25 protein-coding genes are annotated in these 21,382 nt (G+C 68.2%); 15 read left to right on the top strand and 10 right to left on the bottom strand.

Annotated elements, in window-relative coordinates; translation table 11 throughout:
- Nucleotides 1–80 precede the first annotated feature (80 nt).
- From RKE25_RS07755 to RKE25_RS07745, 3 genes are read right to left on the bottom strand one after another with little or no spacing between them, the layout of a single operon-like run.
- Nucleotides 81–1,397, bottom strand: coding sequence for a HAMP domain-containing sensor histidine kinase (locus RKE25_RS07755; protein ID WP_311841664.1), 1,317 nt, complete (start codon nt 1,395–1,397; stop codon nt 81–83).
- A complete protein-coding gene (locus RKE25_RS07750; protein WP_311841663.1) occupies nt 1,394–2,134 on the bottom strand; it encodes a response regulator transcription factor in 741 nt (246 codons plus the stop codon). Before RKE25_RS07750 ends, RKE25_RS07755 begins: the two co-directional genes overlap by 4 nt.
- Before the next feature lie 19 nt (nt 2,135–2,153).
- A complete protein-coding gene (locus tag RKE25_RS07745; protein ID WP_311841662.1) occupies nt 2,154–2,693 on the bottom strand; it encodes a redoxin domain-containing protein in 540 nt (179 codons plus the stop codon).
- Between the two features lie 308 nt (nt 2,694–3,001).
- Here RKE25_RS07745 and RKE25_RS07740 point away from each other — a divergent pair, with 308 nt between their 5' ends.
- From RKE25_RS07740 to RKE25_RS07710, 7 genes are all read left to right on the top strand, one after another.
- A complete protein-coding gene (locus RKE25_RS07740) occupies nt 3,002–3,415 on the top strand; it encodes an organic hydroperoxide resistance protein (protein WP_311841661.1) in 414 nt (137 codons plus the stop codon).
- A 59-nt stretch (nt 3,416–3,474) separates the two neighbouring features.
- Nucleotides 3,475–3,750, top strand: coding sequence for a DUF2282 domain-containing protein (locus RKE25_RS07735; protein WP_311841660.1), 276 nt, complete (start codon nt 3,475–3,477; stop codon nt 3,748–3,750).
- Entirely contained in the window at nt 3,747–4,175 is a 429-nt protein-coding gene (locus RKE25_RS07730) for a DoxX family protein (RefSeq protein WP_311841659.1), read from the top strand. Before RKE25_RS07735 ends, RKE25_RS07730 begins: the two co-directional genes overlap by 4 nt.
- Nucleotides 4,176–4,226: 51 nt before the next feature.
- Nucleotides 4,227–4,988: an alpha/beta hydrolase gene (locus RKE25_RS07725; protein WP_311841658.1), complete on the top strand. Its 762-nt coding sequence runs from the start codon at nt 4,227–4,229 to the stop codon at nt 4,986–4,988.
- A 52-nt stretch (nt 4,989–5,040) separates the two neighbouring features.
- Nucleotides 5,041–5,328, top strand: a complete 288-nt coding sequence (locus RKE25_RS07720) for a hypothetical protein (protein WP_311841657.1) — start codon at nt 5,041–5,043, stop codon at nt 5,326–5,328.
- Nucleotides 5,329–5,583: 255 nt separating this feature from the next.
- Nucleotides 5,584–6,426 (top strand): DUF692 domain-containing protein, encoded by an 843-nt coding sequence (locus RKE25_RS07715; RefSeq protein ID WP_311841656.1) that lies wholly within the window; start codon nt 5,584–5,586, stop codon nt 6,424–6,426.
- Nucleotides 6,426–7,175, top strand: a complete 750-nt coding sequence (locus RKE25_RS07710; RefSeq protein WP_311841655.1) for a DNA-binding domain-containing protein — start codon at nt 6,426–6,428, stop codon at nt 7,173–7,175. The genes RKE25_RS07715 and RKE25_RS07710 overlap by 1 nt, the downstream gene beginning before the upstream one ends.
- 84 nt (nt 7,176–7,259) lie before the next feature.
- Here the strand turns inward: RKE25_RS07710 and RKE25_RS07705 are convergent, their stop codons facing one another.
- The 5 genes from RKE25_RS07705 to RKE25_RS07685 form a co-directional block, all read right to left on the bottom strand.
- Nucleotides 7,260–7,496 (bottom strand): 4-oxalocrotonate tautomerase family protein, encoded by a 237-nt coding sequence (locus tag RKE25_RS07705; protein ID WP_311841654.1) that lies wholly within the window; start codon nt 7,494–7,496, stop codon nt 7,260–7,262.
- Nucleotides 7,497–7,553: 57 nt separating this feature from the next.
- Nucleotides 7,554–8,264 carry an SDR family NAD(P)-dependent oxidoreductase gene (locus tag RKE25_RS07700; protein ID WP_311841653.1) on the bottom strand — a complete coding sequence of 237 codons (711 nt, stop codon included), beginning with the start codon at nt 8,262–8,264 and terminating at the stop codon, nt 7,554–7,556.
- Nucleotides 8,265–8,367: 103 nt separating this feature from the next.
- Nucleotides 8,368–9,339, bottom strand: a complete 972-nt coding sequence (locus tag RKE25_RS07695) for a LysR family transcriptional regulator (protein WP_311841652.1) — start codon at nt 9,337–9,339, stop codon at nt 8,368–8,370.
- Between the two features lie 97 nt (nt 9,340–9,436).
- Nucleotides 9,437–9,895, bottom strand: a complete 459-nt coding sequence (locus RKE25_RS07690) for a hypothetical protein (protein WP_311841651.1) — start codon at nt 9,893–9,895, stop codon at nt 9,437–9,439.
- A gap of 182 nt (nt 9,896–10,077) precedes the next feature.
- A complete protein-coding gene (locus RKE25_RS07685) occupies nt 10,078–11,001 on the bottom strand; it encodes a hypothetical protein (RefSeq protein ID WP_311841650.1) in 924 nt (307 codons plus the stop codon).
- Nucleotides 11,002–11,198: 197 nt separating this feature from the next.
- Between RKE25_RS07685 and RKE25_RS07680 the strand changes: the two genes are divergently transcribed.
- Nucleotides 11,199–12,290 carry an alginate lyase family protein gene (locus tag RKE25_RS07680; RefSeq protein ID WP_311841649.1) on the top strand — a complete coding sequence of 364 codons (1,092 nt, stop codon included), beginning with the start codon at nt 11,199–11,201 and terminating at the stop codon, nt 12,288–12,290.
- Nucleotides 12,291–12,381: 91 nt separating this feature from the next.
- Complete coding sequence (locus tag RKE25_RS07675; protein WP_311841648.1) at nt 12,382–13,317, top strand: peptidylprolyl isomerase; 936 nt, start codon at nt 12,382–12,384, stop codon at nt 13,315–13,317.
- A 92-nt stretch (nt 13,318–13,409) separates the two neighbouring features.
- Here the strand turns inward: RKE25_RS07675 and RKE25_RS07670 are convergent, their stop codons facing one another.
- A complete protein-coding gene (locus tag RKE25_RS07670; protein ID WP_311841647.1) occupies nt 13,410–13,859 on the bottom strand; it encodes a globin in 450 nt (149 codons plus the stop codon).
- A gap of 193 nt (nt 13,860–14,052) precedes the next feature.
- On the opposite strand from RKE25_RS07670, the gene RKE25_RS07665 reads away from it, so the two are divergent.
- From RKE25_RS07665 to RKE25_RS07645, 5 genes are all read left to right on the top strand, one after another.
- A complete protein-coding gene (locus RKE25_RS07665; protein WP_311841646.1) occupies nt 14,053–16,185 on the top strand; it encodes an AsmA family protein in 2,133 nt (710 codons plus the stop codon).
- 113 nt (nt 16,186–16,298) lie between these two features.
- The gene (locus tag RKE25_RS07660; protein ID WP_311841645.1) at nt 16,299–17,006 is read left to right on the top strand and encodes a PadR family transcriptional regulator; all 708 of its coding nucleotides are present in this window, start codon (nt 16,299–16,301) and stop codon (nt 17,004–17,006) included.
- Complete coding sequence (locus tag RKE25_RS07655) at nt 16,999–17,361, top strand: transcriptional repressor (protein ID WP_311841644.1); 363 nt, start codon at nt 16,999–17,001, stop codon at nt 17,359–17,361. The genes RKE25_RS07660 and RKE25_RS07655 overlap by 8 nt, the downstream gene beginning before the upstream one ends.
- Before the next feature lie 106 nt (nt 17,362–17,467).
- Nucleotides 17,468–18,259, top strand: coding sequence for a siderophore-interacting protein (locus tag RKE25_RS07650; protein ID WP_311841643.1), 792 nt, complete (start codon nt 17,468–17,470; stop codon nt 18,257–18,259).
- 469 nt (nt 18,260–18,728) lie between these two features.
- The gene (locus RKE25_RS07645; RefSeq protein WP_311841642.1) at nt 18,729–19,652 is read left to right on the top strand and encodes a DMT family transporter; all 924 of its coding nucleotides are present in this window, start codon (nt 18,729–18,731) and stop codon (nt 19,650–19,652) included.
- Nucleotides 19,653–19,655: 3 nt separating this feature from the next.
- On the opposite strand, the gene RKE25_RS07640 is transcribed toward RKE25_RS07645, so the two are convergent.
- Nucleotides 19,656–20,546, bottom strand: a complete 891-nt coding sequence (locus RKE25_RS07640; protein WP_311841641.1) for a LysR family transcriptional regulator — start codon at nt 20,544–20,546, stop codon at nt 19,656–19,658.
- Between the two features lie 141 nt (nt 20,547–20,687).
- Here RKE25_RS07640 and RKE25_RS07635 point away from each other — a divergent pair, with 141 nt between their 5' ends.
- Nucleotides 20,688–21,329 carry an NAD(P)-dependent oxidoreductase gene (locus RKE25_RS07635; protein ID WP_311841640.1) on the top strand — a complete coding sequence of 214 codons (642 nt, stop codon included), beginning with the start codon at nt 20,688–20,690 and terminating at the stop codon, nt 21,327–21,329.
- Nucleotides 21,330–21,382: the final 53 nt, after the last annotated feature.

Here is a 21,382-nt window from a genome sequence, read left to right as displayed (position 1 = left end):
GTCATAGATGCCACTTTTTACGCCATGAGCCCGCAACCGCCCCGCCACTACCCGGCATGGGCAAGCGGCCGGCGAACCGCTCAGGCCAGCGTGATGGTCGCGACGAGCCCACCGCCGTCGCGGTTGGCGAGTACCAGCGTGCCGCCGATGGCACGCGTCAGTTGCGCCGCGATGGCCAGCCCCAGGCCGGCGCCGCCGGTGTCGCGGTTGCGCGAGGCTTCCAGGCGATAGAACGGCTGCAGCACCTGTTCCAGCTCCGCTTCCGGAATACCCGGCCCGCAGTCGGACACCGCGATGCACAGCGCGCCGCGCTCGTCGCGCCGCGCGGCGACTTCGGCCGCGCCGCCGTACTTGATGGCGTTGTCGACCAGGTTGGTCAGCACGCGCTGCAGGGCCTGCCGGCGCAGCAGCGCCGTGCCGCCGGAGGACGCGGCCAGCGTCACCGGGCGGCCCATGTCCTGGTAGTCGAAGACCAGGCTTTCCAGGAATGCGTCTACATCGATACGCACCGGCGTCTCGGCGCCGCCGTGCGCGCTGCGCGCGTAGGCCACGCCTTCGCGCACGAGGTGCTCCATGGCTTTCAAGTCGCCCAGCAGCTTCTCGCGTTCCTCGCCGTCGTCCAGCGCTTCCACGCGCAGACGCATGCGGGTGATCGGCGTCTGCAGGTCGTGCGAAATCGAGGCGAGGATGTGCAGGCGTTCCTTCAGATGCTTCGCGATGCGTTCCTGCATGGTGTTGAACGCGGCCGCGGCATGCGCCACTTCGGTCGGGCCGTCTTCCGCCAATCGTGGGCCATCCGCGGTCGGGGTCATCGCCTCGGCCGCCTGCGCCAGCCGCGTGAGCGGGCGCGTGGCCAGCCGCACGGCCAGCCAGGCGCACACCAGCAGCGTCAGCACCTGCAGCACCAGCACCAGCGGCAGCCACGTGGCGACCGGCATCAACCGCGGCGTCACTTCGAGCGTGAGCGCGGAGCCATCGCTCAGCGTGAAATGCACCTGGTAGCGCTCCGGTTCGCGCGATACCGCCTGGGCGGTGACACGAAAGGCAGGGCCCACTTCGTTCGCGATACGCCGCACGACTTCGTGCGAGCGTGCGGAGAACAACGGAAAACCCGCCTCACCCGCGCCCAGCAGGTACTGGTAGTTGTCGCGCCGCAGGCGGCCGAGCCATGCGGGGCGTTCCGCCGCAGGCAGGCGGTTCAGCACCGCCACCGAAGTCGCCACGTCGTGCTCCACTGTGTTGAGCATCGCCGCGGTGGTGCTTTCGTAGCGCTCGTACAGCGTCAGCGCCAGGGACAGGCCCTGCGCCAGCATCAGCCCGGCGAGGATGATCAGATACAGGCGCGACGCCATGCTGCGCGGCAGCCAGCGCGACGTCCACGTGGCGGACGCGTTCACGCGGCGTCCCCGGGCACGGTGACCGCCATGGAGAAGACATAGCCTTCGCTGCGCACGGTCTTGATGTAGGCCTGGTCCTTGGCGTTGTCGGAGAGGCGGTTGCGCAGGCGGCTCACCAGCAGGTCGATCGAGCGGTCGAACAGCTCCGCGTCGCGGCCCTGGGTGAGGTTGAGCAACTGGTCGCGCGTCAGCACGCGCTGCGGATGGTCGAGGAACACGCGCAGCAGCCGGAACTCCGCGCCGCTCAGCGGCACGATGGTGTCGTGCTCGTCGAGCAGGTGGCGCGCGGTAGTGTCCAGGCGCCAGCGCCCGAACGCGAGCAGGTTGGCCGCCTCGGTGACGCGCAGGTTCGGCGGCAGCATGCGGGTGCGGCGGATCACGCTCTTGATGCGCGCCAGCAGCTCGCGCGGCGAGAACGGCTTCGTCACGTAGTCGTCCGCGCCCATCTCCAGGCCGATGATGCGGTCGGTCTCGTCGTCGCGCGCGGTGAGCAGCACGACCGGCACCGCGCGGTGCTTGCCCGCCCGCAGCGTGCGGCACAGGGTTAGGCCGTCGTCGCCCGGCATCATGATGTCCAGCACCACCAGGTCGAAGGCCGAGCTGTCCAGCTGGGCGAACATGTCGCGTCCGTCCACCGCTGCGCTCGCGCGCAGGCCGTTCTTGCGCAGGTAATCCACCACGCCCGTGCGGATGTCGCGGTCGTCGTCGACGACCAGGATGTTGTCGATGTGGTCCATGCCGTCCCCGGGATCGCGATCAGGTCTTGCCGAGCAGCGCGCGCACGCGGCGCTCGGTCTCGTCGTAGTTTCCCTCGCCGAAGTGGCTGTACACCAGCCGCCCGTCGCGGTCGATCAGGTACAGCGCCGGCCAGTAGCGGTTGCCGTAGGCGTTCCACACCCGGTAGTCGTTGTCGGCCAGCACCGGCCAGTCGATCCTGTACTGCCGCATCGCGGCCTGCAGCGCGGCGGGGTCGCGTTCTTCGTCGTACTCGGGCGTGTGTACGCCGATCACCACCAGGCCGTCGCCGGCGTAGCGCTCGTGCAGCTCGCGCGTGTGGGGCAGCACATGGATGCAGTTGATGCACTCGCGCGCCCAGAACTCCACCAGTACCACCTTGCCGCGCAGGCCGGCCAGGGTCAGCGGCGGCGAATTGAACCAGCGCCCGGCACCGGCGAACTCCGGGGCGGGGCCGGACACGCGCTCCTGCGCGGTGGCGGAAGGCCAGGCTTCGGGCCAGGCGGCGACGCTGGCGGCGGCCAGGGCGGCAAGGACGACGGCGGTGCGAAGCAACGACATGGGGTAATCCTTCGGGATGAACGCGGCGGCGCGCCCGCGCCGCCATGAGGCCTATTGGAACGCCCCGCCTTGTCCCGCGCGTGTCCGGCGCGCGGGCTTTTTGTATCCGAATGTACGGACCGCCGGCGCCGCCCGGTCGGCTGGCGCCAGGGCGTTTGTATCCGAACGTATCGGTCGCGCCGGGCTACACATTGCGTTGCTTTTCGGCCGCCCCGGCGACACAGCCGGGATACGCCGCCGCGGTTTCCTTGGTCCACCGGCCACGAACCCCGTCGCGTCGACGGCACGGCCCACTAAGGAACGCATCCATGAGCACCAACGTCCTCTATACCGGCAAGACCCGCACCACCGGCGGCCGCAACGGCCAATCGCTCAGCGACGACGGTCGCCTGGACATCAAGCTGTCACCTCCGGGCACCTCGGGCACGGGTACCAATCCCGAGCAGCTGTTTGCCGCGGGCTGGTCCGCCTGCTTCATCGGCGCGATGGGATTCGCCGCGCAGGGCCTGGGCGTGCGTCTGCCCGCCGACACCGCGGTGAACGCGGAAGTCGACCTGGGCAACAGCACCGAGCGCGGCTACTTCCTGCAGGCGCGCCTCAACGTGAGCCTGCCGGGCATCGAACCCGACCTCGCGCGGAAGATCGTCGAAGGCGCCCACCAGACCTGCCCGTATTCCAAGGCGACGCGCGGAAACATCGACGTCGTGCTCAACGTGCTCTGACGTCCGCGTCCGGCCCCCCCTCCTCCAGGCATTCCTCCAACCCATCGGGAAACCTTTCCATGCAACGCACGCACGCTTCGCTCGCCGCCATGTTCGCTTTCGGCCTCGCCACCCTCGCCGCCTCGGCTCATGCCGAGGATGCAAAGAAGCCGATGGAGAAATGCTACGGCGTCGCCCTCGCCGGCAAGAACGACTGCGCCGCCGGCCCGGGCACGACCTGCGCCGGCACCTCGAAGACCGACTACCAGGGCAATGCCTGGGTACTGGTCGAGAAAGGCACCTGCACCACGATCAAGACGCCCAAGGGCTACGGCTCGCTGGAGGCGAAGCCGTGACTGCGGCGTCGGCCGCGCCGCGCGGTGTCCGGATCGTTCCCGACGCCGCGCTGCTGCTGGTGGCGCGGCTGGGCATCGCCGCGGTGTTCTTCCAGTCCGGCCGCACCAAGGTCGAAGGCTTCATGACGATCAAGCCGTCCACCTACGACCTGTTCGTCGCCGAGTATGCCCTGCCGCTGATCCCGCCGGACTGGGCTGCGCGGCTCGCCACCGGCGCGGAGCATCTGTTCCCCGCGCTGCTGGTGCTCGGCCTGTTCACCCGCGCGTCGGCGCTGGCACTGCTGGCGATGACCGCGGTGATCGAGATCTTCGTGTACCCGCTGGCCTGGCCTACGCACCTGACCTGGGCCGGCCTGCTGCTGCCGCTGATCGCACGCGGCGGCGGCCGCTGGTCGCTCGACGACTTGCTGCAACGCCGGCGCTGAGCCGACGGCGCGCAGCGACCTCTTCCTCCATCCACTTCCAGGAATATCACCATGCGCACTTTGTCCGGCCTCGCCATCGCCTTGGCCATCGCCACCGGTACCGCCACCGCGGCCGGCGCCACGACCTCTGCCCCGGCGATCAAGAATGTCGTGATCGTGCCCGGCGCGTTCGTCGACGGCTCCGGCTGGCGCGTCGTCCACGACATCCTCATCCACAAGGGCTACAGCGTGACCGTCGCGCAGCCGCGCATCGACACGCTGGCCAACGACGTCGACGAAGTCGCCGACCTGATCCGCCGCCAGGACGGGCCGGTCGTGCTGGTCGGCCACAGCTACGGCGGCGTGGTGATCACGCAAGCCGGCAACCGCGACAAGGTCAAGGCGCTGGTCTATGTCGCCGGCGTGCAGCCGGACGTGGGCGAGAACCTGTCGCAGGTGGTCGGCTCGATGCCTTCGCCCAGCAACGACATCGTGCCGACGCGCGACGGGCACCTGTATTTCGATCCGAAGAAATTCGGCGAGGATTTCGCCGGCGACCTGAGCAAGAACCGCACCGACTTCATGGCTGTCTCGCAGGTGCCCGCCAGCGTCGGCGCCTTCGGCGCCACCCTGCCCGTCGCGGCCTGGCACACCAAGCCGAGCTGGGCCGTGCTCACCACCGAAGACCGCGCGCTGAGCCCCGATCTGCAGCGCTGGATGTACCAGCGCGCGGGCTCGAAGGTCACCGAGGTCAAGGCCAGCCATGCCGTCTACATCTCGCAGCCCGAAGCCGTCGCGAAAGTCATCGAAGACGCCGCCAACGGCGTGCGCTGAATCGCTTTTCCCTATCCACGTCCGAACGGACGCCCCACCAGGAGTACCTCCAATGAACAGCACCATCGCCACCAAGTCCCGCACCGGCTTCGCCGCCGCCGCGGCCCTCGTCGCCCTCGCCGCCGCGTCGCTCGTCTCGCCGGTGAAGGCCGCCGACCAGAACGCACCGAAGCAGGAGCCCGTGCGCTGCTACGGCGTCAACAGTTGCAAGGGCGAAAGCCTGTGCGCGACCGCCAAGCACGACTGCAAGGGCCTGAACGACTGCAAGGGCCAGGGCGTCGTGGTGAAGACCAAGAGCGAATGCCTTTCGGCCGGCGGGACGTTGACGGAGCCGAAATAAGCGCGGCCTTCGGTGAGCGAATCCTTCTCCCCTCAGGGAGAAGGTGCCGTAGGGATAAGGGGCGGGTGCTCGCGGGAGGTTTTCGGCGGAGCGAAGCGAGAAGCTCTGCCGGTTGTCGCGAGCTTCGATGCCTCGCTCCGGGCGGCCCCTCACCCCAGCCCTCTCCCCGGAGGGGAGAGGGAGCAGGGCACTGCCATTACGGGCGCCCGTTCAAAAACCGAGCGCAAGCCCATCCATCAGTTCAGGACCATCGCCATGCACACCGCCATTCCCACCTTCGACGGCTACGGCCTCGGCCTGCGCCGTGAGCACTACCGGGATTTCCTCGACAGCGACGTGCCGGTCGATTTCGTCGAAGTGATCTCGGAGAACTTCATGGTCGATGGCGGCCAGCCGCTGGACATCTTGCGGCGCGTGCGTGAGCGCCATCCCATCGCGCTGCACGGCGTGTCGATGTCGATCGGTTCGGCCGATGGCCTGAACCCCGAGTACCTGCACCGCCTACGCAAACTGGTGGATGCGGTCGACCCGCTGTTCGTCTCCGATCATCTGAGCTGGTCGCGCTTCGAGCAGTTCAACTCGCACGACCTGTTGCCCCTGCCCTACACCGGGGAAACCCTGGACGTGGTCTGCCGCAACATCGCCATGGCGCAGGACGCCCTCGGCCGGCCGATGCTGTTCGAGAACCCGTCCAGCTATATCAGCTTCGCGGCATCCACGATGAGCGAATGGGCATTCCTCGACGCGATGTGCCGCCGCACCGGCTGCGGGCTGCTGCTGGACGTGAACAACATCTACGTCAGCGCGCGCAACCATGGCTGGGACATGGACGCCTATCTGCGGGGGATCCCCGCCGGGCACGTGCGCCAGATCCACCTTGCCGGACATACGCAGGGCGATGAACTGCTGATCGACACGCACGACCAGCCCGTCAACGGCGACGTCTGGGCTCTCTTTGCCAAAGCCGTCGCGATGCTGGGCCCGGTCGCCACCATGATCGAGCGCGATGATGCCATTCCGCCGTTGCCCGATCTCCTCGCCGAACTCGGCCTCGCACGTGCCCTGCGCGAACGCCGTGCGGAACGGGAGGCCGCCTGATGCTCGCGCAGATGCAGAAGGACTTCCGCCACTGGCTGCTGCGCGCCGAAAACGCCGCGCTGGCGGCGGCGATCGATTCGCCGCGCGGGCTGGCCGCCTACCAGAACAACTACCGCTCGCAGCTCGTGCGCGTGTTGCAAGCGAGTTATCCGCAGCTCCTGGCGCGGCTCGGCGAAGATGCGTTCCGGGAAGTCGCCATCCACCATGTGGAACGCCACCCGCCCTCCTCCTGGACCCTGGATGCCTACGGCGCCGATCTGGCCGGCACGCTGCAGGCGATGTATCCGCGGCATCCGGACTTGCGCGAGCTGGCCTGGATCGAGTGGACGCTGGCGGACGTCTTCGTCGCCGCCGACGCACCGGTGCTGGACCCGGGCCGGCTCGACGGCATCGATTGGGACCGCGCCTGCCTGCGCCTGAGTCCGAGCCTGCATCTGCATGCGTTCGCCACGAATGCGATCGACCTGTGGTCGGCCTTGCAGGACGGCGCCACAGTGCCCGAAGCGCAGATGCTCCGCACGCCGGCTCATGCCGTGATCTGGCGCCGGGGATTCGCTTCGCGCCTGCGCGCCGCCGACGCCACGGAACACGTGGCCTTGCTCTCCTTGCGCGACGACGCGCGCTTCAGCGCGCTGTGCGATGCACTGGTCGAACACTTGGGCGAAGACCAAGGCATCGCCCGCGCGGGACACCTGCTCGCGGAGTGGATCGCGTCGGGCATCGTCGTCGCCGTCGAAGCGGGAGATTGAAGAACAGCTACGCGCGAGCGCGCGGACAGGCGGTTTCCAGTACCGCCCGCGCCGCACGGCATCCGCCGCACGGCGCGGGGACGTTCACTTCTTCGCCGCTTCCCGCTGCTTGCGGTATTCCAGCGCCGGCAGGCCGCCCCAGCCCCAGTTCTCGGTCTCCACCTCGTCGATCACGACGAAGGTCGATTCGAGCGGCTTGCCCAGCACGTCCAGCAAGAGTTGGCTGACGCCCTGGATCAGGGCTGCCTTTTCTTCCGCGGTGGCCGCGTTACGGCCGGGGGCCGTGCCTTCGCGGGTGATCTGAATGTTGACGTACGGCATGACGCATCTCCTCTCAGGTGTGGGGAAAGCGGGCCTTCCGGCCCGCTTCGCCGCAGGTCAGTGGCCGGCGCTCTGGCCGCCGTCGACGTGCAGGATCTCGCCGGTGACGAAGCCTGCCCCATCGAGGTACAGCACGGCGTCGACGACGTCGGCGATCTCGCCCATGCGGCCGACCGGATGCAGCGCGGAGAGGAAGCCGTGGGTTTCCGGCGCGTGCATCGGCGTCTTGATCACGCCCGGCGCCACGGCATTCACCCGCACGCCGCGCTTGGCATATTCGATGGCGAGCGACTTCGTCGCCGCATTCAGCCCGCCCTTGGTCAGCGACGCCAGCACCGACGGCACGCCGTCCACCGCGTGGTCGACCAGGCTGGTGGTGATGCTCACCACGTGGCCGCTGCCCTGCTTCTCCATCTCGGCGATGGCCAGCTGCGTGATGTGGAAGAAACCGGTGAGGTTCACTGCGATGTTGCCGGCGTAGTCCTCCGCCGTGAACGCGGTGAACGGCTTGGCGGTGAAGATGCCCGCGTTGTTGACCAGAGTGTCGACACGGCCGAAGCGCGCCAGCGCTTCTGCCACGATGCGCTCGGCTACCGCGCGGTCGGCGATGTCGCCGGGCACGGCGATCACGTCCGGATCGCTCGACGGCTGGATGGAACGGGAGTTGGCGATCACGCGGTAATTGCGATCGCGGAAGGCTTTGACCAGGCTGGCGCCGATGCCCTGCGAGGCACCGGTGACGATGGCGACTTTCTGTTGGCTGTTCATGGTGTGCGTCTCTATGCAAGAAGGAAGGCCGGCGGAGTGCCGAAAGTGGCAACCGCCCGACGCCTTGCAATCTAGGCGCGCACCGGGGATTAGCGAATCCCCGTCAACCGGCAGACATTCTTCCGCGCCGCGGTGGAATCGGCTTGGCCGGCGCCATCTCCACTTCCTTGGCGAAACTGGCGAAGCGCGCGCGCAGGCGCGGCATGGCGAAGTCCACGAACGCGCGCACCTTCGGCACGGACAGCCGTCCATAGGGCGAGACGAGATGCACCGGGATCGGCGCCGGCTCTGCGTCCGCCAGCACGATCTGCAACATGCCCTGCCTGATCTCGGGCGCCACGTGATACGAGAGCAGGCGTGTCACGCCGTGTCCGTCGGCCACCGAGGCGATCGCCGCACGCACGTTGTTGACCACCAGCCGCGGCGCGAATGGCACGGCGCGCGGCACCGAAGAGCCCTCCTGTGGCGGAAAGCTCCACGACTCCGGCCCCATGTGGGTCATGGCGATGATCTGGTGCTTGGCCAGGTCGGCCGGCTCGGCGATGCGCGGATGCGTCGCCAGGTAGCGCGGCGACGCCACCACCACGCGCCGTACCTCGCCGATGCGCTGCGCCACCAGCGTGGAGTCCGGCAGGTGCGTGATGCGCAGCGCCAGGTCCATGCCTTCGTCGACCAGGTTGACCGGCCGTTCCAGCAGATGCAGCCGCACGCTGACTGTGGGGAACTCATCCATGTAGGCGTCCACGATAGGACGCAGGATTTCCACGCCGGAGAACACGGTGGCCGAGATGGTCAGCGTGCCGCGCGGGACCGAGCGCTCGCCGGCGGCGTTGCGGTCCGCCTCCTCCAGGTCCATGAGCACCTTGCGGCACGCGATCGCGTAACGCTCCCCCGCTTCGCTGAGCTTGAGCGACCGCGTGGTGCGATGGAGCAGCGGCACGCCGACATGCGCTTCCAGGAAGGCGATGGCACGGCTCACCGCCGCCGCGGAACGGCCCGTCTTGCGGCTGGCGCCGGCGAGGCTGCCTTCGTCCAGCGCGGCGACGAAGACCTTCATGGCGTCGATGCGATCCATAGGAGCAGCCTCGCGAAAGGGCGATGGAGAATGGCGGGCTGAGTGTCCTACATCCGCAGAACGCGCGGATAGAGCACCACGCCGCCGTCGCGAGGCGCTACCGCTTCGGTGGCGGCGTTGCCTTCGCCTCGCCATTCGTGGCCGGACGACGGTAGATCACGTACAGCCAGAACGCCGTCGGCAACCACCACACCAGCGCGCGCAAGGCGGCTTTCAGCGCGCCGCCCTGTCCGTCAGCCACGTCGTCCCATGCCTGCAGCGTACCCAGACACCCCAGGAACGCCGAAGGAATCACCAGCATCACCCAGGCCCACACGCGCTGGCGACGGCCCGCATGCTTCGTGCGCAGGCCCTCGGCCAGCGAGACCTCGCCGAAGTGCGCCATGAAGGGATCGTAGGTGGAACGCGGCGTGGATATCTCGCGGCGGTAAAGACCCGAATCCGCTTCGTCGAGCGTCATCGCCCGAAGCTCCGGCGGACGCTGCGCGACGGGACGTCCATCGATGGACAGGTCCTGCCAATCGACCTTGCCGCCTTCACGATGTTCCTGGCTCATGCTTCCCTTCCTGGCGCTTTCCGCGATGTGCGCATGATGCATGCGATGACGGGCTGCGTCGCAAAGAAAACGTTCACGCCCCCGCTTCATGGCCACACACGGGGCAATACGCTCACCGACGGCCGGCACGGTCAGTCATGCATGAGTCGGAGCGAGGCCTTACCGCGAAGGCGGATGCGCGCTCAACCTCGCTTCGCGGGCGCGGTGGGCCGCACGTCGGGCCCGGTCAGGCAGCAGATCAGCTTGCGCTCCCTCACCACGAACGTGGCGTCGTCGCCCTTCTCCTGCTCGCCCACGAAGAACAGCAGGCTGCGGTCCTTGCTGCCGGACTTCTTCAGTTCCTTCGCTTCTTCGCTGGCGGTCCGCACTTCCTTCAGCAGCGCATTGCGCTGGCGCGGCGTCCAGTCACCCCAGCGCACTTTCACGCGGTAGGCCTGGCCGGGCTTGCCGTCCTGCCAGACCTTCACGTCGGTCTCGATCAGCGCGTACTCGTCCGTCTCTTCCGGTGCGCGCCAGCCGATCGGACCGTAGAACAGGTGCGGGATCGGATAGCGGATGAGGCGGTCCTGCCTGGCACGCAGACGCCAGACGACCTCGTCGTAGGTGCTGCCGTAGAGGTCGAGAAACTGCAGTGCGCGATGCCGGTCGTTGGGAAAGTTGAGATAGGCGCGGCAGATGTCGCGAAAGCTGGTGGTGATGCGCGGGCGCTGACGGGCGCCCGGCTCCGGCGCCGCGGCCGGCGCACGCCGTCCCGGTCCGCCCTCCGCCGCCGTTCCCGCGCCTGCGGAAGCCGGCGCATCGGCGGGATCGGCCGGCAGCCGAAAGCCCGAAGGCATGTAGCCGGGAAAACTGCCGTCCTCCGCCGTCAGCGAATGCGTGCGCGCCTGCTTGAGCAGGTCCGTCTCGCCGTTGCTCGGGCACCAGGGCGGGCATTTCGGCTTGGCGGCGAAGTGCGCGCGGCGCAGGTTCTCCGGCCGGTACGAGGTGGGATACACCTTCGATCCGCAATCGGGACAGACGAAGCCGTCGGGGTCGATGGGTTCCATCGACCACAGGTCCTCGGCGTCGACGTCCAGGCCGGTGTGAATATGGGTGGCGCGAAACATGGTCGTCCCTCACCTATGCATGGCGACCGGGCGAGACTACCGGAACGCCGGGACCCGGCCCAGGCGCCGCGCGCTGCCGGCCGAGCCCGCGGAGGCAGCCCGCGCACTGTCTCCCGCCTGACCGGAGGAACTTGCACGGCAGCCATCGCCGCCCGCGCACGGCACACTGGCCGCACTGCAGAAGTAAGGAGCCGGACGTGTCGCGTGCCCAAGCCATCCTCGTGCTGTCGCTCGCCATCGCAGGCAGTTTCGCCGCGCGCGCCGACGCGCCATCGCACCGGACCATGACGCCGCCGCGCGCCATCACGCTCTGCCAGCCCCACGCGCCGGGCACGGGAGAGCCGGACGGCTCCGCGCAACACATCCTTGCCGCGGCCGCACGGCACCTCGACGACCGCCCGCACCCGCTTGCCCACGTCCACACCGAAGGCACGCTGCCGCACCAGGGCATCCGCGACGAAAGCATCGCCGCGGAGCGCGACTGGCCGCTGATGCGCCAGGCCGCGCTGGCCTGGCGGCTGAGCGCGGACGCGCGCTACCTGCAGCAGGTGGATGACTACCTGAAGGCATGGACCGGCACGTATCAGCCCGACTTCAATCCGATCGACGAAACCAACCTCGACGGTTTGATCGACGCCTACGTGCTTACTTCGGCCGGGCTGCCGGCGGCGACGCGCGAGGCCACCCGCGCCTGGCTGCGCCGGCTGGGCGAGGGATACATACAGCGTATCCAGGCCTTCCATGATCCCAAGCCCGGCACCGCCACCAACAATTGGCAAAGCCACCGCGTGAAACTAGTGACCCTGGCCGCCGCGGCGTTGGGCGACCCGGCCATGCTCAAGACCGCGCGCGAACTGTTCGAACGCCAGGTCGGCGACAACATCAGGCCCGATGGCGAAGTGATCGACTTCACCGAGCGCGACGCGCTGCATTACGTGGTGTACGACCTGCAGCCGCTGGTGACCGCCGCGCTCGCGGCCAGGCCCTTTGGCGATGACTGGCTGCGCTATGCCTCGCCAAGGGGCGCGTCGCTGGCCGAGGCGCTGGACTGGCTGCGCCCCTATGCGGAAGGCAGCAAGACGCACGAGGAGTTCGTGCATACCCACGTCAAGTTCGACCGCGACCGGGCTCAGGCCGGCGAAAAAGGCTATGGCGGGCCATGGGATCCCAAGAGCGCGACGGCGCTTTACTGGCTGGCCGCCGCGCTAGATCCGGACTATCGCGCCGTCGCGCAGCGCTTGTCGCCCGCGCCGCCCGACTGGATCGGCGCCTGCTCGTACGGCCAGTAAGGCCCAGGCCCGCAGAGCATGACCGGCGGGGCGCGTCGGCGGGCGCGCGCTCTGCTACCTTCCGGCGGTCACCACCACGCCAAGGTCCGCCATGTCCCGCCTCGCCCCGCGCCTGCTCGGCCTCTCCCTGCTCTGCCTCCTCGCCCTGCCCGCCCTGGCCGACACGCCGCCGGCCACCAAGTCGGCCACGCCCAAGGAACTGCTGGAGAAATCCAAGCCCGACGAATGGCGCAAGCCGGACCCGAACAACCTGCTGGAGATGCGCCTGCCCCAGGGCAAGGTGCTGATCGAGCTGGCGCCGGACTTCACCCCGCTGCATGCGGACAACATCCGCACCCTGGTGCACGAGCATTACTTCGACGGCCTGGCGATCATTCGCGTGCAGGACAACTTCGTCACGCAGTGGGGCGATCCGGAAGACGACGACAAGGGCGACAAGAGCAAGCTGCGCTCGCTCGGCAAGGCGAAGAAGACCGTACCCTCGGAGTACACCCGCCCGATCGACGCGAAGCTGCCGTGGACCGCGCTGCCGGACGGCGACGTCTACGCGCCGGAAGTCGGCTTCGTCAACGGCTTTCCCGCCGCGCGCGACAAGCGCAGCGGCCAGGAATGGCTGACGCATTGCTACGGCGCCGTCGGCGTGGCGCGCGACGTCGGGCCGGAAACCGGCAGCGGCAGCTCGCTCTACGCGATCATCGGCCAGGCGCCGCGCGGCCTGGATCGCAACCTGGCGGTGGCCGGACGCGTATTGCGCGGCATGGAGTTCCTGTCCGCCTTCCCGCGCGGGACCGGGCCGCTGGGTTTCTATGAAAAGCCCGAACAGCGCACCGTCATCCAGTCGATACAGCTCGCTTCGGACATGCCGGCGAGCGAGCGCCCGAAGATCGAAGTGTTGAAGACAGACAGCGCGACGTTCGCGGCGCTGATCGAGGCCAAGCGCAACCGGCGGGATGATTTCTATCGGGTGCCGGCGGGGAAGATCGATTTGTGCAGCATCAATATCCCGGTGCGTGAAGCGAAGCCATAACGGATGACGCAGGCACGGCATGGGCCGGATGGCATCCAAGCCTCCGGCGCCATCCGTGCTCGATGCACCGTCGCGACACGCGCTCCACCGCCTCAGTAATGCCGCGCGAACGCCTCCACCACTTTCGTCATCGCCTCGCGCCAGCGCGCGCGCAATTCCGGCGTCAGCTCGATTTCGTACTCGTCGATGGTGGCCAGCAGGCTTTCCACCCAGCAGCGGTAGAGCGCCGGTTCGACTGGGGCGCGGCCGGCGCGCGAGTGCACGTCGATCATGTGCTTCATCGGGCGCTCCACCATGGAGCTGCCGGAGGCCCAGGAGATCGCCATGCTGATGCCACGGCGCAGCGCGAGGCGCTGGCCGCGGAAATCCGTGCGCTCGAACATCGGGGGAATCGCCGGGTGGCTGGCGAGCAGGATTTCGTAGAAGCGCTCGATGAAGCCATGGCGGCGCAGGCAGCGGCCGAAGCTGACCTGCAGGTCGTCGTAGTTCGGGGCCGGGCTCGGCGGCTTGAGCGCCTGGGCCCTGGAAGCGGACTTGAACATGGGGAAGCCTTCCGTGCGGGGACGGCGCAGTGTGCTGCGGCCCCACGCGAGGCGATTTGATCTGGATCAGCCCGGCGCGACAGCGTGAATCGGTCCTGAGCGCGAGCCGCCGCGCATACACAATTTTTTCGCGCCTGCGGTTATCTGTCGCGGACGGAAGGAGCGCGCTCCGTCCGGCGCGCGGGAGAAAGGCATGAAGCGGAGCCGCAAGGTGCTGCTGTGGATCGTCGGCGTACTGGTGGCCTTGCTGGCCATCGCGGTCGTGGTGATCGCCACGTTCGACTGGAACCGCGTGAAGCCGACCGTCAACGAAAAAGTGAGCCAGGCGATCGGCCGGCCGTTCGCGATCCAGGGCGACCTCAGCATGGTCTGGCGGCGAGAACCCGGCGAGAGCGGGCTGGGCGGCCTGCTGCCGTGGCCGGAGCTGATCGCACGCGACATCCGCATCGCCAACCCCGAGTGGGCAAAGCAACCGCAGTTCGCCCAGCTGGACGCGGTGCGCGTGCGCGTGTCGCCGCTGCCGCTGCTGGCGCACCGTATCGTGATTCCCAGCGTGCAGCTGGAACATCCGGTAGTGGACCTGGAACGCCAAGCCGCGGACAAGGCCAACTGGACGTTCGCGTTCGGCCAGAGCGACCAGCCTTCGTCCTGGAAGATGGACCTGCGAGCGATCGGCTTCGATCGCGGGCTGATCGGCTACGACGACGCAGTGAGCAAGGTGAAGCTGCAGGTCGCCGTCGAACCTTTGCAAAAGGCCATCCCGTTCGACGAAATCCTCAAGCAGCAATCGGACGATGCGCGCGACCAGGCCGCACGCACCGCCGGCGGCGCCGCGCGCAAGGCGCTGGCGGCGGCGAAAGACAAGGACGAGGACAAGGTCGATGCGAAGGCGTCTCGCACGGCCTACCTGTTCGCGTGGCAGGCCACGGGCAGCTATCAGGGAGCGCCGCTCCAGGGCAACGGCAAGACCGGCGGCGTGATCGCGCTGCAGGACACGGACCGTCCCTTCCCCGTGCAGGCCGACGTGCACATCGGCGACAGCCACATCGCCCTGGTCGGCACGCTGACCGACCCGCTGCACCTGGGTGCGCTGGACGTGAAACTGTGGTTCTCCGGCACCAGCATGGCCAAGCTGTATCCCATCACTGGACTGACCCTGCCGGACACCCCGCCTTACGCGACCGAAGGCCACCTCACCGCGCAGCTGGGACGCGCCGGCAGCCACTATACCTATCGCAATTTCCGCGGCCGCGTGGGCGGCAGCGACTTGGCCGGCAACCTGGATTTCGTCACCGGAGGCGCGCGGCCCAAACTCAGCGGCACGCTGCGTTCGCAGCTGCTGCAGTTCGCCGACCTGGCGCCGCTGATCGGCGCGGATTCCAACGCGGAGAAACAGCGCCGCGGCGACGCCACGCCGCAGCCGGCGGACAAGGCGCTGCCGGTGGAACCGTTCCGCACCGATCGCTGGAAGGCGATGGATGCCGACGTGCGCTTCACCGGCGCGCGCATCGTGCGCGGCGAAGCGCTGCCGATCGACTCGCTCGATACGCACGTGACGCTGGACAACGGCGTGCTGCTGCTCGATCCGCTGGACTTTGGCGTGGCCGGCGGACGCATCGGCAGCACCATCCGGCTGGATGGCAGCCAGGCGCCATTGCGTGGCGCGATGAACATCCGCGCACGCGGACTGAAGCTCAAGCAGCTGCTGCCCACCGTGCAGGCGATGAACGCCAGCTTCGGCGAGATCAACGGCAATGCCGACCTCAACGCGCGCGGCAACTCCGTCGCGGCGTTGCTCGGCAGCGCCAACGGCGAACTCAAGCTGCTGATGAACGATGGCGCCATCAGCAAGAACCTGTTGGAGACCGCCGGCCTCAACGTGGGCAACATCGTCATCGGCAAGCTGTTCGGCGACAAAGTGGTGAAGATCAACTGCGCCGCCACCGACCTCGCCGCCACCGACGGCGTATTTGATTCGCGGCTGTTCGTGTTCGACACGGAGGATGCGCTGATCAACGTCGAGGGGAAGGTGAACTTCGGCACCGAGAAGCTGGACCTGATCGTGCGCCCGCACAGCAAGGGCCTGCGCGTGTTCACCCTGCGCTCGCCGCTGTACGTGCGCGGCACGCTGAAGAACCCCGACGTCGGCGTGCAGACCGGCCCGCTACTGCTGCGCGGCGGCGGTGCTGTCGCGCTGGGCGTGTTCGCCGCGCCGGCGGCCGCCCTGGTACCGCTGGTCGTGGCCAGCCAGGGCGACAAGCCGAACACCTGCCAACAGGTGCTGCAGCAGTTGCGCAGCGGTAAGCTGCCGGCTGGAAAGACATGAATTCAATGACTTAGGAATGTCACCTGGTCTTCGGGGACGGAGCGCGGGTACTTGCATTCGATATTCTTACGATATATCGTGAGCGCCAACTTACGATATATCGGAATACAGCCATGCGCAGCCCACGCGAGTTCTTTCATGCCCTCCGCGCCTACCACCACATGCATCACCACCTGCATGAGCGCGGCCGGCACGGCTTCCGTCCGTTCGGCTTCGAGGAGCCGGAGATGTCCTGGACGGACGGCGACCACCACCATCGCCACGCCGGACGCGGCCATCCCTTCGATCGCTCGGGCGGCGACTTCTTCGCCGAATGGGCGGGCCTGCGCGGCGGCGGACGGCGCGGCGGTGGCGGACGCATGTTCGGCCATGGCGATCTCAAGCTGCTGCTGCTGGCGCTGATCGAACAGCAGCCGCGCCACGGCTACGAACTGATCCGCATCATCGAGGAAATGTTCCACGGCCACTACACGCCGAGCCCGGGCGCGATCTACCCCACGCTGACCATGCTCGAGGAACTCGGCCATGCCCAGGTGGAGAACGAACAGGGCGGGCGCAAGCTCTATGCGATCACCGACGCGGGCCGCGCCTTCCTGGAAGAAAACCGCACCGCCGTGGACGCGGTGATGAGCCGCACCGAGGCCAGTGCGCGCATGGCCGCGAAGATGTCGATGCCCATGGCCGTGCGCCACGCGATGCACGCGCTCAAGCACGCCCTGCTGATGCGCGGCACGGAATGGACCAAGGCCGAAACGCAGCGCGTGGCCTCGATCCTCGAGAAGGCCGCCGCCGACATCGCTGCAGGGTCGCGCCGTGAATGAAGCGCCCGCCGGCATGGAAGCCTGGGAGGCGCGCTGCAAAGCGTCGGGGCTGGCGGTGACCGCGCCACGTCGCGCGGTGCTGCGCGCCTTGCTGGAACGGGACGGCGTCGATGCCGTCGAGCTGTTGCAGCACGCCCGAGCCCACCACGCGGGCACGAGCGTCGGCACGGTGTACCGCTTCATGCGCGAGCTCGAACGGTTGGGGCTCGTACGCGCCGAAGCGCAGCCGCATGGGCGGTTGCGCTGGCACGCGCATGCGCCGCCGGACGAGCTGCGCCCGCTGCTGGCGCAGTTGCGCGAGTTCGTCGCCCGGCTGGAAACGCTCATCGCGGCAAGCCATACCGGCTCCGTCTGATCCGCGCTACGCGCGAATGCATTCCCCCGGCGCCACGCCCTCGGCTAGCCACCCGGTTCCCGCCCTGCCTCGCGGCAGGCCGTCTCTCTCCGTATCCGAGGTACCCATGTCTCTTCACGAATCCCGCAGGGTGCAGCACGAAGTCCGCTTCCGGCAGTTGCAGGTGCTGCACACCGAACGGCTCACCCCGCACATGCAGCGCGTCGTTCTCGGTGGGCCGCAGCTGGAAGATTTTCATAGCGGCGCGCCGGACGACCATGTGAAGCTGTTTTTCCCCAACGACGCCGGCGAACTGGTTTTTCCCAAGCGCGGCCCGCAGGGGCTGGAGTTTCCGCCGGGCGTCGAACCCTCGCCAATACGCGACTATACGCCGCGCCACCATGATGCCGCGCGCGGCGAACTGACGGTGGACTTCGTGCTGCATGGTGATGGCCCCGCATCCACCTGGGCGGCCTCAGCGAAAGCGGGCGACATGCTCGGCGTCGGCGGCCCGCGTGGCTCCTTCGTCGTGGCGAACGACTTCGACCATTACGTGCTGGTCGCCGACGAAACCGGCCTGCCGGCCATCGGACGATGGCTGGAGGAAATGCCCGCCGCCGCTCGCGCCACCGTGCTGGTGGAAGTGCCCGACGCGTCGGATCGCCAGTTGCTTTTCACCGAAGCGGCGTGCGACGTGCGATGGCTGGAGCGCGATGGCGTGGACGGCGCCACCAGCACCTTGCTGGAAGATGCATTGCGCGGTCTTTCGATCGAGGGCGACACGTTCTACTGGATCGCCGCCGAATCGCGGCGCGCACGCACCATGCGGCTGTCCCTCGCCGAACGCGGCGTGCCGAAAGAATGGGTGCGGGCGACCGGCTATTGGAAGGCCGACGGGACGGACGACGAGGACGAGTAACCGCCCGGCTCCCTCTCCCCCGCCGGGGAGAGGGTTGGGGTGAGGGGCCGGGCGGAGCGCAAGGTTGAAGGCTCGCCCGAACCTGTTGACGAACAGCTCGCAGGCACGAACCTTTGGGCAAGCCCTGTCCCCTCACCCCGCCCTCTCCCCGGAGGGGAGAGGGAGAAGTGAAGTGACGCGGACGAACAAGTTACCTCATCAGCTCCCTCTCCCCCGCCGGGGAGAGGGTTGGGGTGAGGGGCCGGGCGGAGCGCGAGGTTGAAGGCTCGCCCAAACCTGTTGACGAACAGCTCGCAGGCACGAACCTTTGGGCAAGCCCCGTCCCCTCACCCCGCCCTCTCCCCGAAGGGAGAGGGAGAAGTGAAGTGACGAGGAAGAACAAGTCGCCTCATCAGCCCCTCTCCCCGCCAGGGCGAGGGATAAGTGTTGTTCGCGGCTAGAATGCCCGTTCCTCTCCGGCCGTCCCTCCATGCAAGCCGTCACGCGCGCCCGCCTGCAGATCCATTTCTGCGTCCTGCTCTGGGGCTTTACCGCCATCCTGGGCAAGTTGATCACCCTGCCCGCGCTGCCGCTGGTGTGGTGGCGCATGCTGATGGTGTCGGGTTCGCTACTGCTGATCGCCAAGGTGCGGCGCGGATGGAAGGCGATGCCGGCGCGGTTGCGCTGGGCATATGCGGGCATCGGTGCGCTGGTGGCCCTGCACTGGCTGACGTTCTACGCGGCGATCAAACTGGCGAACGCCTCGGTGGCCGCCACCTGCATTGCGCTGGGGCCGGTATTCCTCGCCCTTGTCGAACCGTGGATCGCCGGACGCAAGTTCGATCCGCGCGAGCTGCTCATCGGTGTGGCGGTGGTGCCGGGCGTGGCTCTGGTGGCGGGCGGTGTGCCGGCCGACATGCGGATCGGCATCGCGGTGGGCACGCTGTCGGCGTTGCTGGTGGCGCTGTTCGGCGCACTCAACAAGCGCTTTGTGCATCATGCCGATCCGCTCACGGTCACCTGCATCGAACTGGGCACCGGCACGCTTTTCCTCACCCTGCTCGCTCCAGTGCTTCCCGGTGTCGCGTTCGCCCTGCCCGGCGCGCACGATGCGGCTCTCCTGGTAGTGCTTGCCTTCGGCTGCACGCTGCTGCCGTTCGCGCTGGCGCTGGTGGCGCTGCGCCACATGAGCGCGTTCGGCACGCAGATGGTGACCAACCTGGAGCCGATCTACGCGATCGTGCTGGCGATGCTGATGCTGGGCGAGCAGCGCGAGCTGGACGGCAAGTTCTATCTCGGCGTGGCGATCATCCTCGCCGCCGTGTTCGCGCATCCCCTGCTCCATCGCCGGCGCGAGGGAACGGCGCAGCCGGAACTGCTCGGCACCGCCGAGAGCCACAACGTCGTCGATTGACGCTCAGCTCGCGTCGGCCTGCAGCAGGTCGATGAAGGCGCGCACCTTGGCCGGCGCCTTGCGGCCCGGATACACCGCGTGCACGCCGCCCTCCGGCAAGCGGTACTGCGCCAGCAGCGCGACGAGGCTGCCGGCGCGGATGTCTCCCTCCACCAGGTAGTCCGGCAACACCGCGAGCCCGGCGCCGGCCAGTACCAGGCTGCGCACGGCCGACGCCGTATTGGCCTGCGCATGCGCGCGCGGGCGGACCGTGCGGCGCGCGCCGTCGCGCGCGGTGAAGGTCCAGCGCAAGGGCGCTGGCAGCGCGGACATGGCGATGGCGGGATGCGCGGCCACGTCCTCCGGCCGGCGCGGCGTACCGCGTTCGGCGAGATAGGCCGGCGCGGCTACCAGCAGTTGGCGGAAGTCGCCGATGCGGGTCGAGCGCAAGCTGGAATCGCGCAGCCATCCGCCGCGAATGGCCAGGTCGAAACGCTCGGCGATCACATCGATGATGTGGTCGCTGAGCACCAGGTCCACCTGCACCGCCGGATACTGCTGCATGAAACGTGTGAGCTTGGGCACCAGCACGGCGGTGCCGTAATCGAGCGAAGCGGTAAGGCGCAACGTGCCGCGCGGCGTGTCGCGACTTTCGCCGACGCGCTCGATGGCGGCATCCGCCTCGGCCAGGATGCGCACGCAATCGGCATGGAAGGTGGCGCCGGCCTCGGTGAGCGCCATGCGCCGCGTGCTGCGCAGGAGCAGGGTCACGCCCAGTTCCTGCTCCAGCCGCGCGAGGTGCTGGCTGACCATCGCCTTGGTCATGCCCAGCTCTTCCGCCGCATGCGTAAAGGAACCGGCGCGCACCAGCGCCGCGAAGACGGCCAGCCGGTTGAGATTGACGTCGTTCGCCATGGCAGATTCCCAGCTATTGTCAACTCAAACTTTACAGTGATTTCTAGGTTGATACGTATATCGATATCAATGCTTGGCGCATCCTATGTCGGTCGCGAGGCATGCGGCCTCGCTTTCGACATTCCCACAGGAGATGGCTCAATGAAGATCGCACTGTTCGGCGCCACCGGTCATATCGGCCAGGGCATCCTCGATGAAGCGCTGTCGCGCGGCTACGACGTGGTCGCGGTGGTGCGCGATCCGGCGCGCCTGCCGCAGAAGAACGCCAGGCTCACCGTCGTCACCGGCGACGTGGCCAAGCCCGATACCTGGCTCGATGCCATGCACGGCGCCGATGCGGCCGTAGCCAGCCTCTCCGCGCGCCGCGACCAGGACTTCGCCACGGTGCCCGGCAACGCCCGCATCCTGCTGGACAACCTGCCCAAGGCCGGCGTGCCGCGGCTGTTCTGGGTGGGCGGCGCGGGTACGCTGGAAGTGGCGCCGGGCAAGCGCGTCATCGACGACCCGCACTTCCCCGCCATGTGGAAGCCGGAGGCCGAGGCACAGGGCAAGGCGCTGGACGTGTTCCGCGCCAGCGCGGGCCAACCGGTATGGACCTACATCAGCCCCGCCGCGCTGATCGAGCCGGGCGAGCGCACCGGCAAGTACCGCGTGGGCGGCGAGCAGCTGCTGGTGGATGGCGAGGGCAATAGCCGCATCTCGATCGCGGACTATGCCGTGGCCTTGCTGGATCGCGTCGAAAAGCAGGATGCGGCGAACCAGCGCATCACCGTCGCGTACTGATCCGCGCGCTCTTCCAAGCGTCAGCTTCTGCGACGAACGGCACCGGCGGAAGC

This window comes from Dyella sp. BiH032 (genome assembly GCF_031954525.1).
Classification (GTDB): Bacteria; Pseudomonadota; Gammaproteobacteria; order Xanthomonadales; family Rhodanobacteraceae; genus Dyella_D.
This window is presented reverse-complemented; position numbering and strand designations above follow the sequence as displayed.